The 15,398-nt window shown below is 60.2% G+C and carries 15 protein-coding genes; 10 read left to right on the top strand and 5 right to left on the bottom strand.

Features of this window, described 5'->3' with window-relative positions; genetic code table 11:
• Positions 1 to 20 precede the first annotated feature (20 nt).
• Complete coding sequence (locus AC1DHT_RS03295) at positions 21 to 2,408, bottom strand: beta-galactosidase (protein WP_477761230.1); 2,388 nt, start codon at positions 2,406 to 2,408, stop codon at positions 21 to 23.
• Between the two features lie 95 nt (positions 2,409 to 2,503).
• On the bottom strand, positions 2,504 to 4,648 hold the full coding sequence (dinG, locus tag AC1DHT_RS03290; protein ID WP_427536894.1) for an ATP-dependent DNA helicase DinG: 2,145 nt from the start codon (positions 4,646 to 4,648) through the stop codon (positions 2,504 to 2,506).
• A gap of 99 nt (positions 4,649 to 4,747) precedes the next feature.
• Between dinG and AC1DHT_RS03285 the strand changes: the two genes are divergently transcribed.
• Positions 4,748 to 5,212 carry a CopD family protein gene (locus AC1DHT_RS03285; protein WP_427536896.1) on the top strand — a complete coding sequence of 155 codons (465 nt, stop codon included), beginning with the start codon at positions 4,748 to 4,750 and terminating at the stop codon, positions 5,210 to 5,212.
• A gap of 186 nt (positions 5,213 to 5,398) precedes the next feature.
• Here the strand turns inward: AC1DHT_RS03285 and AC1DHT_RS03280 are convergent, their stop codons facing one another.
• Both AC1DHT_RS03280 and AC1DHT_RS03275 read right to left on the bottom strand, forming a co-directional pair.
• Positions 5,399 to 6,157: a collagen-like protein gene (locus tag AC1DHT_RS03280; protein ID WP_427536898.1), complete on the bottom strand. Its 759-nt coding sequence runs from the start codon at positions 6,155 to 6,157 to the stop codon at positions 5,399 to 5,401.
• Entirely contained in the window at positions 6,150 to 6,428 is a 279-nt protein-coding gene (locus AC1DHT_RS03275; RefSeq protein ID WP_427533524.1) for a DUF1145 domain-containing protein, read from the bottom strand. The genes AC1DHT_RS03280 and AC1DHT_RS03275 overlap by 8 nt, the downstream gene beginning before the upstream one ends.
• Positions 6,429 to 6,681: 253 nt before the next feature.
• Between AC1DHT_RS03275 and AC1DHT_RS03270 the strand changes: the two genes are divergently transcribed.
• The 4 genes from AC1DHT_RS03270 to AC1DHT_RS03255 are packed head-to-tail and all read left to right on the top strand — an operon-like array spanning position 6,682 to position 8,415.
• Entirely contained in the window at positions 6,682 to 7,179 is a 498-nt protein-coding gene (locus AC1DHT_RS03270) for a DUF6231 family protein (RefSeq protein ID WP_427533522.1), read from the top strand.
• A gap of 4 nt (positions 7,180 to 7,183) precedes the next feature.
• On the top strand, positions 7,184 to 7,660 hold the full coding sequence (locus AC1DHT_RS03265; protein ID WP_054595996.1) for a YchJ family protein: 477 nt from the start codon (positions 7,184 to 7,186) through the stop codon (positions 7,658 to 7,660).
• Positions 7,661 to 7,705: 45 nt separating this feature from the next.
• Positions 7,706 to 8,191, top strand: coding sequence for an LEA/WHy family protein (locus AC1DHT_RS03260; RefSeq protein ID WP_427536900.1), 486 nt, complete (start codon positions 7,706 to 7,708; stop codon positions 8,189 to 8,191).
• Between the two features lie 5 nt (positions 8,192 to 8,196).
• On the top strand, positions 8,197 to 8,415 hold the full coding sequence (locus AC1DHT_RS03255; RefSeq protein WP_415765371.1) for an SEC-C metal-binding domain-containing protein: 219 nt from the start codon (positions 8,197 to 8,199) through the stop codon (positions 8,413 to 8,415).
• A 117-nt stretch (positions 8,416 to 8,532) separates the two neighbouring features.
• On the opposite strand, the gene AC1DHT_RS03250 is transcribed toward AC1DHT_RS03255, so the two are convergent.
• Positions 8,533 to 9,090 carry a cysteine hydrolase family protein gene (locus tag AC1DHT_RS03250; RefSeq protein ID WP_427536902.1) on the bottom strand — a complete coding sequence of 186 codons (558 nt, stop codon included), beginning with the start codon at positions 9,088 to 9,090 and terminating at the stop codon, positions 8,533 to 8,535.
• Positions 9,091 to 9,299: 209 nt separating this feature from the next.
• On the opposite strand from AC1DHT_RS03250, the gene AC1DHT_RS03245 reads away from it, so the two are divergent.
• From AC1DHT_RS03245 to AC1DHT_RS03225, 5 genes are all read left to right on the top strand, one after another.
• A complete protein-coding gene (locus tag AC1DHT_RS03245) occupies positions 9,300 to 11,750 on the top strand; it encodes a penicillin acylase family protein (protein ID WP_427536904.1) in 2,451 nt (816 codons plus the stop codon).
• Between the two features lie 242 nt (positions 11,751 to 11,992).
• Positions 11,993 to 12,772 (top strand): transporter substrate-binding domain-containing protein, encoded by a 780-nt coding sequence (locus tag AC1DHT_RS03240; protein ID WP_054595992.1) that lies wholly within the window; start codon positions 11,993 to 11,995, stop codon positions 12,770 to 12,772.
• Between the two features lie 59 nt (positions 12,773 to 12,831).
• Positions 12,832 to 13,560, top strand: a complete 729-nt coding sequence (locus AC1DHT_RS03235) for an ABC transporter permease (protein WP_427533518.1) — start codon at positions 12,832 to 12,834, stop codon at positions 13,558 to 13,560.
• On the top strand, positions 13,557 to 14,267 hold the full coding sequence (locus tag AC1DHT_RS03230) for an ABC transporter permease (protein ID WP_427536906.1): 711 nt from the start codon (positions 13,557 to 13,559) through the stop codon (positions 14,265 to 14,267). The genes AC1DHT_RS03235 and AC1DHT_RS03230 overlap by 4 nt, the downstream gene beginning before the upstream one ends.
• Positions 14,268 to 14,279: 12 nt before the next feature.
• On the top strand, positions 14,280 to 15,398 hold the full coding sequence (locus AC1DHT_RS03225; protein WP_477761229.1) for a succinylglutamate desuccinylase/aspartoacylase family protein: 1,119 nt from the start codon (positions 14,280 to 14,282) through the stop codon (positions 15,396 to 15,398).

The raw sequence follows: 15,398 nt of genomic DNA, 5'->3' as shown, positions 1-15,398 counted from the left end.
AGCTCAAAAGATCGCTGGCTTTAATGACCATTGGCCGAATGCCCACCTGCATGGCCTGCCCCCTGCCCTGCGCCCTTGCTGTCGCGACCTTTTTTCCCACCTGCGTCGTCATGACTGGCACTGTCGGCTTTATCCGCCGCAGCCTTGGCCTTCTCGGCTTCTTTGCCGAGCTGATCGACAGCCTGCAAGTTGGCCTTGCGTACACTCTCGACAAAGCCCTGGAACGGCAGGTCAGTGATTCCGACCAGACMGAAATGGCCGTTTTCACCGTCCAGCAGACGACCGCTCACCGGCTGATCGAGGTACTGGAACCAATGCACACCGACAATCGACGGTTCACTCACCGCGTGCTTGACGAAATTGGCGTAGGCCGGCCCACGGTCTTCTTCCTTCGCCAGCTCCGTCACACCGCCCCAGAACGGACCGCGATCACGCGAGCCGAAGTTGAATTCGGTGATCAGCACCGGTTTGTCCAGCGCCTGTAGCTTGGCGAAGTCATAACCGTCCTGAGGTTTGAGCGTGTACATGTTGAAGCTCAGGACGTCGCAGTACTGCGCGCAAGACTCGACAGCCTCAGGTGTGCTGATGGCAAACCGACCACCGAGCAGCAGGTGGTTGGGTGCGTGCCATTTCAGCGAATCGGCGATGGTCTTGAAGTAAGTGTCGGCGAAGACTTTCTGGAAATATTTGAAGTCGGCTTCGATTTCCGGGTGCTCTGCACTTGGCAGCGGCGGCACGAAACCCGGGTCTTCCATCAATTCCCAAGCTGGCAGATCAATGCCCCAGGCTTTCGACAGGCCCGCCTGGTTACGGTATTTGTCCCGCAGTTGCTTGAGGAACGCCCGTTTGGCCGGCACGTCGGTAGTCATTTTCAATGTCCCGTACGCCAAGGCATAACGGGCCTTCGGGTCATCGCCGGGACCGGCCCAGGCCAGTTCGTTATCGGCGAAGTAACCGATCAGCCATGGGTCGTCGCGGTGATCGCGTGCAGCAATKGCCACAGCGCGCTCGGTGGCCATGGCGAAACGCGGGTCGAACGGATCGGGCATGCCGCCCCACCAGTCGGTGCCGGTGCTGATACTGGCGTAATCGCCGACGATGGACAGCGGCAAGGTGTACGGCACACGGTCATTCAAGCCCAGCGCCGGAGCGCTCCAGTCGCCGATGGTGTTGAAACCCCAGGCTTGCAGGCGGTCAAGCGTATGGTGGGCCCAGCGCTTTTCGTCGAACGAGTGGGGAGCGCACGGGGTTGTGGCGGCGTCGGCCTTGGCTTCTTCGGCCTTGGTTTCACCCGCAACCGCACACGGCTGGCCATAAGTGCGCTGCAGGTTGGCACCGTAGAAGTCATACCAGCGACCGGCATTGAACCCACGCCCCTGATCGGAACCATTGCCAGTGCGATTGTCGCCTTCACCGTAATGGCCGGCCAATGGCTCGTCGTTAGCGGGCAACGACTCGAACATGGCTTCGCGCCCGGCGACGTAGGTCTGGCTGGTATCGGCGGCGACCGTATTGACCCCCAGGGAATAGAACGGGTGACCTTCCGGGGTCACCAGATACCAGCGACCATCACGCTTTTCCGTACGAAAGAAGCCGCTGGCCTTGAACGCCGGGCCTTTGCTCCAGCCGCCGAACGTGTCCAGGGACGAACGCTCACGCTCGGCCAGCCAGGTTTTCAGTTGCTGCTGTTCTTTGTTTGCCGCCGCTTTGAGCTGCTCGTCGCTGGTGACTTTTTCCGGCCATTTCGCTCGCGTGGACTGACCATAAGCATCCACTAACGAACCGTAGGCCGCTTTGACCACCGCCTCGCCGTCCTGCACGCCAAAGCGCTCAAGCATGATGCTCTGGGCGACTTTTGGCTGATCCATCGACAGCGTCACCGACACCACCTGGCTGCGATCCAGTTCACCCGTGCTGCTGGCCAGCAACACCCGCTGGCCTTCGACAGTGATCGGCATTGGCGGCCCGGCTTTCAGGCCCCGGCTCAACGGCKAACTCGGTGTCAGCGGCACCAGCAGGGTTTGCGCAGGTCCGGCCGGCAAATCGATGCGGCTGACCAGGGTCTTGCCGTCGTTACTCTGGATTTTCACGTAGAGCGTTACAGGCCAGTTCATTGCACTCTGGATACGCAAGCTCATGACGCCAGACTGTGACCAGTCCCAAGCGCCGCTTTGCGGAGTCAGGCGCAGGTTCGGTTGAGCCGCCGGATTGAAAGTCACCCTGCGCAGCACTTCACCTTCGGCCGTTTGCTCCGCATTGGACTGCGGCAGGCTGGCGTCCTGGGTCGCCACCTGGACCACATCGGCGGGCCGGACAAAATTGAACAGCGTCTGTTGTCCGGCTGGAGCCGCCAGCAGTGGCGCAGCGAACATCAGGGCAAAAACAGCGGGTAACGAACGGCGAATCATATGAACCAGGTTCTCCCTAACGACCAGTGAACGGCCTGTGTGGAATCGGTAGTGGGGGGATAGACAACGAAGTGGGCGATTTCGCCCACCGTGTCTCAAGATATTTCGCGGCGAAACGGCGGCAGCGCGTTGAGGATAGCTTTGCCGTAGCGTTGCGTGACCAGACGCCGGTCAAGCAAAGTGATGGTGCCACGGTCTTCTTCGGTGCGCAGCAGGCGCCCGCAAGCCTGAACCAGCTTGAGCGAGGCGTCGGGCACCGAGATTTCCATGAACGGATTACCACCTCGGGCTTCAATCCATTCGGCCAGCGCGGCTTCGACCGGATCGTCCGGGACCGAGAACGGGATCTTGGCGATCACCACGTGCTCACAGTAAGCACCCGGCAAGTCGACACCCTCGGCGAAACTCGCCAGGCCGAACAGCACACTGGAGTCACCGCCATCGACCCGCGCCTTGTGCTTGTTCAGGGTTTCCTGCTTCGACAGGTTGCCTTGAATGAACACTTGCTTGCGCCAGTCGCGGTCCAGGCCGTCGAACACGTCCTGCATCTGTTTGCGCGAAGAGAACAGCACCAGCGTGCCGCGCGAGCCTTCGACCAGTTCCGGCAGGTCACGAATGATCGCCGCAGTGTGGGCCGCCGCGTCCCGTGGGTCGGCGCGCAGGTCCGGCACCCGCAGCACGCCTGCATCAGCATGATGGAACGGGCTCGGCACCACCGCCGTCACGGCTTTTTTCGGCAGACCGGCACGCATGCGGAAACGGTCGAAGGTGCCCAGTGCGGTCAAGGTGGCCGAGGTCACCAGCGCACCATAAGCCACATTCCACAGGTTGCGTCGGAGCATTTCCGCCGCCAGGATCGGGCTGGCGTTGACCTCGATATCGAACAGCGAACCGCTTTCGGCCAGGGTTAGCCAGCGCGCCATCGGAGGATTGTCTTCCGGGTCTTCGGCGGTGAATGCGGTCCACAGCTCCCAGTTGCCCTGGGAACGGGACAGCAGGCTGCCAAACAGCGGATACCACTCTTCCGCCTGATTGCTGGCGATACCGATGTTGACCTCGCCATCCATACCTTCCTTGAGCAGCTCGGTAAGCCGGGTAAAGACATCGGTCAGGCGTGCGAAGCCTTTCTTCAGCTCGATGCCCATCTCGCGCATATGCTCGGGAATCACCCCGCCGACGAAACGATGACGCGGCCGTTCACGGCCCTCGACGTCTTCGCCGGGCTTGAATTCGGCAACCTGTTCGCAGGCGGTGAACATGAACTGCTGTTGGGTCTTGATCTCTCGCGCCAGCTCCGGCACTTGTTCGATCAGTTTGCCCAGATCGCCCGGCAGTGGATGCTGGGCCAGCAACTTGGTGAGGTTCTTGGCGGTCGTTTCCAGCCAGTCGGCGGTGGATCGCAAACGCGTGTAATGGGCGAAGTGGCCGATCGCCTTGTCTGGCAGGTGATGGCCTTCGTCGAACACATAGATGGTGTCGCGCGGGTCGGGCAGGACGGCACCGCCGCCCAAGGCCAGGTCGGCGAGGACCATGTCGTGGTTGGTGACGATCACGTCCACCTTGCCCATGCCTTCGCGCGCCTTGTAGAAGGCGCACTGACCGAAGTTGGGGCAATGACGGTTGGTGCACTGGCTGTGATCGGTGGTCAGGCGCGCCCAATCCGCATCTTCAAGGGCGGTGGACCAACTGTCGCGATCGCCGTCCCATTTATTGCCGGCAAGCTTTTCGATCATGCTGGTGAACAGCTTCTGACTGGCTTCATCGACCTCGATCTTGAAGCCTTCTTCTTCGAACAGCTGCGCGGTAGCGGTTTGCGCGTGGCCTTCCTGCAACAACATGTCGAGCTTGGACAGGCACATGTAGCGGCCACGGCCCTTGGCCAGCGCAAAGCTGAAGTTCAGCCCGCTGTTGCGCATCAGGTCCGGCAGGTCCTTGTAGACGATCTGTTCTTGCAGGGCGACGGTCGCCGTAGCGATCACCAGGCGTTTGCCAGCGGCCTTGGCAGTCGGAATCGCCGCCAGGCTGTAGGCCACGGTTTTCCCGGTACCGGTGCCGGCTTCCACCGCGACAATCGCGGGGTCGCCACTGCGCCGGCCTTCGTCGTCGGTGTCGATGTCACCGAGGACCTTGGCTATTTCGGCGATCATCAGGCGCTGGCCGTAACGCGGCTTGAGGCTCTTGGCTTCGAGAAAACGCGAGTAGGCGCCCTGGATCGTGGTTTTGAGTTCTGTGCTGATCATGGATTGTCGGGCGCAAAAAACGCTGGATAAATTTTCAGTGGTTCGGATCGGCGGCTATCATACCCCGCTAATTAATCCCGCGCAGAACGGAGTACCCCAATGACACCTTTCGCCCTCATTTATACCCTGCATGTACTGGCGGCCCTGGTCTGGGTCGGCGGCATGTTTTTCGCCTGGATGGTCCTGCGCCCCGCCGCCATGAAGGCACTTGACGGGCCTGCGCGACTGAAGCTGTGGGTAGAAGTGTTTCAACGTTTTTTTGTCTGGGTCTGGGTCGCGGTGGTGATCTTGCCGATCAGTGGTGTCGGGCTGATTCATCTGCGCTTCAGTGGCTTTGAAACCGCGCCGCGTTACGTGCAGATCATGATGGGGCTGTACCTGGTGATGACCGCGCTGTTTATCCGCATTCAGGCGCTGAATCTGCCGGAGTTGCGCAAAGCCGTGCTGGCTGAGGATTGGCCGGCGGGTGCGGCGATGCTGGGCAAGATTCGGCGTCTGGTGGGGATCAATCTGTCGCTGGGGTTGCTGCTGGTAGCGGTGGCTTCGGCTCGGCCGATGTTCTAGGAATTCCCCCCCGTAGCAGCTGGCGAAGCCTGCGTTCGGCTACGCAGTGGCCGTAAATCCTGTCTCCACGGTTAACCTGAAAAAACGTGGCGGCTGATTTTACGACTGCTTCGCCCGAACGCGGACCGAGCCGAACGCAGGCTTCGCCAGCTGTTACGGATCGTGTCGCGCCCCCCTTGCCAATCGTTACAACCGCTGTACCGTCACGGCACCTGCCGCGCCGGCAGGACCTGGCTGACCTGGCGCACCTGCGCGACCGCTTTTGCCGCCGTCGGCACGGTAGACGAAACACCCCTTGGCCTTTCCGCCTGCGCCTGGCTTGCCACCGGCACCGGCCACGCCGCCGGCGCCACCGTCGACCAGCACCTTGATCTGCTGGGCCGGGTAATCACGCGGCAATTCCACCCGGACCTGCGCGCCCGGCGCCCCGGCATGACCATCGCCACCATTATCGCCATCCGCCCCATGCCCGGCCTGGCCCCACGTGCAGCCCGGCTCCTGGCCGTTGCCGCCATCGAGCCCCACGTAACCCGGCGCACCGGCGCCGCCACGGGCATCCACCGACAACTCGGGCGCGTTCAGCGAGACAATCCGCAGATTCAGGTTGCGCCCGGCGCGGGCGGCTTTGAGGTAGGTGCCCGGTGCGCCTCGCGAGGTGATCTGGCTGCCACTGGCAAGCTGCGCACGACTGATATTGAGTTGCAGAGGCTGTTCGCTGGGGACAATCGCAATCCGTGCCTCACGACCCAGACGCAACTCGCCAACGCTCAATTCGGTTACGTTGGAGGGGATCAGCAGCGTGCCATTATCGGCGACTTCCAGGCGTTCCAGCTGCAAAGTGCTGGTGGTATTGGGCAAACGCAGCAGCGAGTTGGTCTCGACCGTGACCACTTGAGCCATCGCCATCGGGCTGATCAAGGCGGCGAGCAGGCAGAGCTTACGCATGACGAACCTCCCCGGCGGCAGGGGCTGCAAGTGTTTGCACATGGAAAATACCGACAATGAGGATCTGCAAGCGATCACGCCACGGATGAGCCCGCTCTTTAAGGTTGCGGTTAAAGAGCACCAGCTCCACAACATGAGTCATCAGCAACAGACAGCCGATCAGATTGATCATCAGATGAAACGGACCGATCAACGGGCTGATCAGATTGACCAGCGCTACCAGCCAGAACAACAGGGTCAAACCCTTCCCCAAGCCCCAAAGCACCTTCATGTACGCCCCCCGCAGATCATTATTCTTTGCACGCACAGTACCGACTTCCGCAACGGATAAGCCAGAGGCCAACGAAAATTCTTCTGAACGGGCGGTTTAGAGCGTCGCAACTGTCGATCAGCGGTCCATGACCCGTTCGACTCTACGGCTTTTCGCCGCGTATTTACGGCAGGCCTCGCCATTGTCTGCAAACCGCCTCTAGGCCCGCACGTTCGGGCAGGCTAGTCTTCGCACATCTGATTGAGGATCTTCGATGACCGCAGGTATTTCTTCGCGCACGCCCCAGCAGGCACTCGCCGCCTTGCTCGACCGCTATGCGCCACAACGTCTGTTGCTGATTGGCGCCAGCGACTTCCCCGCGCTTGAAGCTTTCAAGCTCGCACACCCGGATGCCTGCGTCGCACAAGTCGCGCCCGGCCCTTTGCCACCTGAGCTTGCCGCACAACGCTTCGACCTGGCGCTGGCACTCGACTGCCTTGAGCATCTACCCAAACGCGATGGCCTGAACCTGCTCGGCGGGATTCGCAATCTCAACGCCAGCCGCATCGCGGTGCTGGCGGACCTGAAAGCCTGCGGTTGGCAAGAAACCGACTTTTTTTCCCTGGCACTGCAGGCCAGCGAACGCTTCCAGCGTGACGAACAGGTCCTGACACTCTTTACCTACGATTTGCTTGACTACAAACAAGTGCCTGACTGGCTCAATTCACGGTTCTGGGCCAATCCGGAAAACTTCGGAAAATATTGGTGGTAACACGATGAGTACGTCCATTTGCCCGTGCGGCAGTGGCACCCTGCTGGATGCCTGCTGCGGCCACTACCACGCCGGCCACCCCGCGCCGTGCGCCGAAGCCTTGATGCGTTCGCGCTACAGCGCCTATGTGCTGGGCCTGATCGACTATCTGGTGGCCACCACCCTGCCCGCCCAACAGGCAGGCCTGGATCGTCAGTCGATCAGCGAATGGAGCGCGCAAAGCACCTGGCTTGGCCTTGAGGTGGAAAGCTCCGAGGTCTTCGGCGGCCAGCCTGAACATGCATTCGTCACCTTCACCGCACGCTGGCACGACAGCACCGGCGAGCACAGCCACCGCGAACGCTCATCCTTTGTGCAAAATGCCGGGCGCTGGTACTTCATCGACCCGACTGTACAGCTCAAGGCCGGGCGCAATGATGCATGCCCCTGCGCCAGCGGGCAGAAATTCAAGAAGTGTTGTGCGAGTTATTTCACCGTTTGAGGCGATCTTTTGGGGCTAGACTGGGGTTCAAGGAGAAATACCGCCATGACCCATCAGCAACGCGCCTTACGAATTGTCACCCTGTTCATGTTCCTGAGCCTCGGTGGCTGCGCGTCCTGGTTCGCTGATGACAGCCTCGACCCACAAGTCCATCTGCTCAAAGTCGAAGTGGTGCGCGCCAAACTCCTTGAGCAGAAATTCATGCTCTACTTTCGCGTCGACAACCCCAACGACTCCAGTCTTACGGTTCGCGGCCTGGTGTACCGGATTCATTTAAGCGAGTTCCTGCTGGCCGAAGGCGAGGCCAGCGAATGGTTCACCGTCGACCCGAAAAGCAGCAGCTATTTCCAGGTGCCGATCCGCACCAACCTCTGGCAACACCTGCGCGAGGTGGTAAAAATGCTGAAGAAACCCGACCAGCCGATCCCCTATCGCCTGGAAGGAACGCTTCAAACCGGAATATTCATCGGCAATGACGTGCACCTGGCCAATAATGGCGAGATAATTCCCGGCGATTTTATTCCGGAGTAACCTCGATGACCCAGCAACCTCATGTCCATGGCCCTGACTGCAACCACGATCATGACGATCATGACCATCACGACCATCATGATCACGACCATGGCCATGTTCACGGCCCGAACTGCGGCCACGCTCACCAGGAGCCGGTGCGCAACGCGTTGAAAGACGTTGGCCGCAACGACCCTTGCCCATGCGGCAACGGCAAGAAGTTCAAGAAGTGCCACGGCGCTTGATTCTCTAGCCGCACGCATCCCATTGCAGGAGCGTGGCTTGCCCGCGACAGTCGATAACGCGGTCGGCCTGATGTACCGAGGTGCCCCGTTCGCGGGCAAGCCACGCTCCTACAGGTTCTAATCAGCCATCAGAATCTCGGCTGTGCGAATCACCGTCGCATATTCCCCGTGCAGATTGCCCAGCGACATGGCGTGCACCTCCTGCGCCGAATGCTTGTTGCCGAAGAAGTCGAGCTTGTCGAAGGTGTAGCAGGCGTCTTCCACGACCCAGGTATCAAACCCCAGATTACCCGCCGTACGCGCCGTGGACTCGACCGAGTTGTGGGTCGCCACGCCGACAATGATCAGTTGCTCGATCCCCGCCTCACGCAAACCCGCTGCAAGCGTCGTCCCACTGAACGCATCGGGGACCTGTTTCTGGATCACGCGCTCGCCCGAAAACGGTTCGAACCGTTCCTGAAACTCGACACCCGACTGCTGCGGCCAGAACACCGATTCCGGCGAGCGGGACAAGTGCTGCACATGAATCACCGGCCGCGCCATGCGCCGCCATTCGCTCAACAACTCGGCCATCCGCTCCTCGGCGCCTGGATTGTTGCGCGGTCCCAGTTTGGGGTGGTGAATGCCTTTTTGCTGATCGATCAGAATAAGCACTGCGTTGGCGTGAAGTTCCATGGCGATTTTTCTCCTGGCAAACCATCGAAATCCCGACACTTGAGCACCACCTTTTCCAATAGGCAAGTCATGGAACGGTAACCCTGCGCGTCAAATTCTTTGTTTTATCGGACAAACCTTGAAATAAGATCGGCACCCGCTTGCGCGGCCTTCTCCTGCTCACTAACGTAGCGCCTTTATTGCGCCTCTACTCCCGCAGGAGCTTTGCCATGGCCTCGCCAGCCTTTACATCATTTCTTCCCCGGTTCGGCGTTGCCGCAGCAGTGGCCAGTGTGCTCAGCCTCACCGGTTGCCAGACCTGGAATGCCCAGGACAGCCTGCCACCCACCGCAGGCGTGCAGCCGCTCAAAGGGTTGGCGCAGAACGTTTCAGTGCGGCGCAATGCCATGGGCGTGCCGCTGATCGAAAGCAACACCTTCCACGACGCGCTGTTCACCCTCGGCTACGTACACGCCAGTGATCGCATCACCCAGATGGTCACCATGCGTCTGCTGGCCCAGGGTCGCTTGTCGGAGATGTCCGGCGCAGAGATGCTCGACGCTGACCGCTACATGCGCGCAGTCAACCTGAAGAAAAGTGCCGACGAACTCTACAAGGCCTCCTCTCCGCGCCTGCAACGCTTCTTTGAAGTTTATGCCCGCGGGGTCAACGCCTATCTGTTCCGCTATCGCGACAAGCTGCCGTCGGACCTGGCCGCCACCGGCTACAAACCTGAATACTGGAAGCCGGAAGATTCGGCGCTGATTTTCTGTTTGCTGAACTTCAGCCAGTCAGCCAACCTGCCGCAAGAAATCGCTTCGCTGGTGATGGCGCAAACCGTCACGACAGACAAACTCCCGTGGCTGTTGCCGTCGTATCCGGACGAAAAGCTGCCACTCGCCGAAGCTGAAAAGCTTAAAGGCGTGAAGCTCAACGGTACGATCCCGGGCCTGAGCGAACTCAGCAAAGCCGGCGACCAGTTGTCCGCATTGAATCTGCTCGGCGCCACGGCGTCGAGCAACTGGGCAATTGCCCCGCAGCGCAGTCGCAGCGGCAAGAGCCTGCTGGCCAGCGACAGCCAGTTCCCGATTGGCGTGCCGTCGCTGTGGAACTACGTGCAGATCCGTTCACCGAAGTACCAGGCGGCCGGGGTTTCCATTGCCGGCCTGCCGATGGTCCTCGCCGGTTTCAACGGCAAAGTGGCGTGGAGCATGACCGCGGTCATGGGCGATAACCGGGACCTGTTCCTTGAAAAGCTCAAGCGTCAAGGCAATGGCCTGAGCTACGAAGCCGCCGGCAAATGGCAGCCGGTGACGGTTCGTAACGAGACCTACTTCGTCAAAGGCCAGCGGCCGATTCGCGAAGCCGTGTACGAAACCCGCCACGGCCCGCTGCTCAACAGCGCCCAAGGCACCGCACTGGGCGATGGTTTCGGTCTGGCGTTGCAGATGCCGAATTTTACCGACGACAAGAGCCTCGACGCCTTCTTCGACCTGTCCCGTGCACAGAGCGCAGAGAAAGCCTCGGACGCCAGCCGTGAAATCCGCGCTATCGCGCTGAACATGGTGTTCGCCGATGCCGGCCACATCGGCTGGCAAGTCACCGGGCGCTTCCCGAACCGCCGCGAAGGTGAAGGTGGGTTGCCATCACCGGGCTGGGAAGGTCGTTACGACTGGGACGGTTACGCAGACCCGATGCTCCACCCTTATGACCAGGACCCGACCCAAGGCTGGATCGGCACCGCCAACCAGCGGGTCATCCCTCACGGTTACGGCATGCAGCTGTCCAACTCCTGGGCCGCGCCCGAGCGTGGCGAGCGCATCGCCGAACTGGCGGCTGCCGGCAAGCACGACAGCCGCAGCATGATCGCGATGCAATACGACCAGACCACCCTGTTCGCCGCCAAACTGAAAAAGATGTTTGAAGCCCCGGGCATGTCCCAGCCACTCAAACAGGCGATCGACGCACTGCCTGCTGCCGAAGCCGGCAAAGCGCGCGAAGCTTACAGCCGCTTGATGGCGTTCGACGGCAAGCTCAGCCCGACCTCCACCGACGCAGCGATCTATGAACTGTTCCTGCAAGAAAGCATGAAGCAGATCTTCCTCGACGAGCTCGGCCCAGAGTCCAGCCCAACGTGGAAAGCCTTCGTTGCCAACGGCAAATTGTCCTACTCGGCCCAGGCCGACCATTTGCTGGGCCGCGAAGACAGCCCGTTCTGGGATGACCTTCGCACCCAGCAGAAAGAAGACAAACCGACCATTCTCGCCCGTAGCCTGGCTGCGGCCATTACCGCCGGCGAGAGCCAGATGGGCGCCGACCACAAAGCCTGGCAGTGGGGCAAACTGCACCACTACGAATGGAAAAACAGCCGAGGCCAGACCGTACGCGGCGCCATGTCTGCCGGAGGTGACCACACTACGTTGAATGCTGCCGCGTACACCTGGGGTCAGGATTTCAACGTGACGCTGGTGCCGGCCATGCGTTTCATTGTCGACTTCGGCCAGGCCGAACCGCTGATGGGCCAGAACGGCACAGGCCAATCCGGCAACCCGGCCAGCCCGAACTATATCGACAGCATCGACCCGTGGCTCAAAGGTCAATACATGAGCTTGCCGATGCAACCGCAGAACTTCGACAAGGTGTATGGCAAAACACGGTTGACCTTGGTGCCGGGCAAGTAACACGTAGAGCGATCGGTAAAGAGGGAGCTTGCGTCCTCGCTATCGATCGCTCTACTTTGGTGCGGCAAATTGTTCACGCCCGTTTTTGGGCACGATTCCTCTTCAGACGTGTCTTGAATCATCTTTTAAAACGCTTGTTCGGGACTCTGGTTCGGAAATTGCTACTTTCATAAGGTCTTACGCTTTCCAGTAACAATAATTTCGCGCCACAAGCGCTCAAATTGGTTCTTAGGGATTTAATAATGAAAAAAGCATTGCTGACCCTTTCTGCACTGGCGTTGTGCATGGCCGCTGGTTCCGCACTGGCCAAGGAATACAAAGAACTGCGTTTTGGTGTTGACCCTTCCTACGCTCCGTTCGAGTCCAAGGCGGCCGACGGCAGCCTGGTGGGCTTCGACATCGATCTGGGCAACGCGATCTGCGCCGAGCTGAAGGTCAAGTGCAAATGGGTCGAGAGCGATTTCGACGGCATGATTCCAGGCCTCAAGGCCAATAAATTCGATGGCGTGATCTCTTCGATGACCGTCACCGAAGCCCGCGAAAAAGTTATCGACTTCTCCAGCGAGCTATTCTCCGGCCCTACCGCACTGGTCTACAAGAAAGGCTCCGGCATTTCTGACGTGGCTTCGCTCAAGGGTAAAAAGGTCGGCTACGAACAAGGCACCATCCAGGAAGCCTACGCCAAGGCCGTACTGGACAAGGCTGGCGTGACCACTCAGGCCTACGCCAACCAGGATCAGGTCTACGCCGACCTGACTTCCGGTCGCCTGGACGCCTCGATCCAGGACATGCTGCAAGCCGAACTGGGCTTCTTGAAGTCGCCACAAGGCGCAGCTTATGAAGTCAGCAAGCCGGTCAACGATCCTTTGCTGCCAGCCAAAACAGCTGTCGGTATCTCGAAAGGTAACAAAGAGCTCAAAGCCCTTCTCGATAAAGGTATCAAAGCGTTACACGATGATGGCACCTACGCGACCATTCAAAAGAAACACTTTGGTGATCTGAATCTGTACAGCGGCAAGTAAGGCCCCGGCGCCCATCCTCGTGATGGGCGCTTTTTTCACGTTATCAGGTCGCAGATTTTATGTTCGAACAGCTGTTACAAAACCTCGGGCTTTCCGCCTTCAGCCTGCAGGGCTTTGGTCCGCTGCTGATGCAAGGCACCTGGATGACCATCAAATTATCGGTGTTGTCGCTGCTGGTGGCCGTGTTGCTCGGCCTGCTCGGCGCCACTGCCAAACTCTCCAGCGTCAAGTTGCTACGAGTTCCCGCCCAGGTCTACACCACCCTGATTCGCGGCGTGCCGGACCTGGTGCTGATGCTGCTGATTTTCTACAGCCTGCAAACCTGGCTGACCTCCCTTACCGACCTGATGGAATGGGAGTACATCGAAATCAACCCGTTCAGCGCCGGGGTCATCACCCTGGGCTTCATCTATGGCGCGTATTTCACCGAGACCTTTCGCGGCGCGATCCTCGCCGTCCCACGGGGTCAGGTCGAAGCCGCCACAGCTTATGGCCTCAAGCGCGGCCAGCGGTTTCGCTTCGTGGTGTTCCCGCAAATGATGCGCTTCGCCCTGCCGGGCATCGGCAATAACTGGATGGTGATGCTCAAGGCCACCGCGCTGGTGTCGATCATCGGCCTGGCGGACCTGGTCAAAGCGGCACAGGACGCCGGTAAAAGCTCCTATCAACTGTTTTACTTCCTGGTGCTGGCCGCCTTGATTTACCTGCTGATCACCAGCGCTTCGAACTTTGTCCTGCGCAGGCTTGAACGCCGTTATGCCGCCGGTGCCCGGGAGGCCGTACGATGATCGAACTTCTACAGGACTACTGGAAACCGTTCCTTTATACCGACGGTTACCACATTACCGGCCTGGCGATGACCATGTGGCTGCTCAGCGCCTCGATCTTCATCGGTTTCCTGGTGTCGATTCCGCTGTCGATTGCCCGGGTTTCCAACAAGCTCTATGTGCGCTGGCCGGTGCAGTTCTATACCTACCTGTTCCGTGGCACACCGCTGTATATCCAGCTGCTGATCTGCTACACCGGGATCTACAGCCTGGCGGCCGTCCGCGCACAACCGCTGCTCGATGCGTTCTTTCGCGATGCGATGAACTGCACCATCTTAGCCTTTGCCCTGAACACCTGCGCCTACACCACGGAGATTTTCGCCGGGGCGATTCGCAGCATGGCTCACGGCGAAGTCGAAGCGGCGAAAGCCTACGGTCTGACGGGCTGGAAGCTCTATGCCTACGTGATCATGCCGTCGGCGTTGCGTCGTTCGTTGCCGTACTACAGCAACGAAGTGATCCTGATGCTGCACTCGACCACAGTAGCCTTCACCGCCACCGTCCCGGACGTTCTGAAAGTCGCTCGCGATGCCAACTCCGCGACCTTCCTGACCTTTCAGTCGTTCGGCATTGCTGCGCTGATTTACCTGACCGTCACCTTTGCGCTGGTCGGCCTGTTCCGACTGGCCGAACGCCGATGGCTGGCGTTCCTCGGGCCGACTCACTAGGATTTTTTGCAAATGCGCCACCAGATCCATGACCTGCTTGCCCCACTGCCGGGCACCGCACGACAGATCCACAGCTTCCACTTCGGCCCGACCCAGGCCAAAGGCAAGATCTACATCCAGTCCTCGCTGCACGCCGACGAAATGCCCGGCATGCTGGTGGCCTGGCACCTCAAGCTGCGTTTGGCGGAGCTCGAAGCCGCCGGCCGTCTGCGCAGCGAGATCGTACTGGTGCCCGTGGCCAACCCGATTGGCCTCGAACAAGTGCTGATGGACGTGCCACTGGGTCGCTACGAACTGGAAAGCGGACAGAACTTCAACCGCTGGTTCGTTGACCTCGGTGAAGAAGTCGGCAACGAGATCGAAGGGCAACTCAACGACGATCCACAACACAACCTTGAGTTGATCCGCAGCAGCCTGCGCAATGCGCTGGCTCGGCAAACCGCCCGCACCCAACTGCAATCCCAGCGCCTGACCCTGCAAACACTGGCCTGCGACGCGGACATGGTGCTGGACCTGCACTGTGATTTCGAAGCGGTTGCACACCTGTACACCACGCCCGAGGCCTGGCCGCAAGTCGAGCCACTGGCGCGCTACATCGGCGCCGAAGCCAGCCTGCTGGCCACCGACTCCGGCGGTCATTCGTTCGATGAGTGCTTCACGCTGGTCTGGTGGCAAATGCAGGAGCGCTTCGGTGAGCACTTCGACATTCCGCTGGGCAGCTTCTCGGTGACCGTCGAATTGCGCGGTCAAGGCGACGTCAATCATCCGCTGGCCAGCCTCGATTGCCAGGCACTGATCGACTACCTGGTTCATTTMGGCGCAATCGAAGGTGAAGCCGCGCCCTTGCCCGAACTGCCCTACCCCGCCACTCCACTGGCCGCAGTAGAACCGGTTGCAACCCCGGTCGGCGGCTTGCTGGTGTACAGCGTGCTGCCGGGCGAGTACCTGGAGGCGGGACAACTGATCGCCGAAATCATCGACCCGATCGACGACCGCGTGACCCCGGTTCATTGCGCCAACGCCGGCCTGCTCTACGCCCGTTCGACCCGCCGGATGGCCACCGCAGGCATGGTGATCGCCCATGTTGCAGGCCTCGAAGCCTATCGCACCGGCTACCTACTTTCGCCTTGA

Source organism: Pseudomonas sp. 05N432, from assembly GCF_056396945.1.
This window is presented reverse-complemented; position numbering and strand designations above follow the sequence as displayed.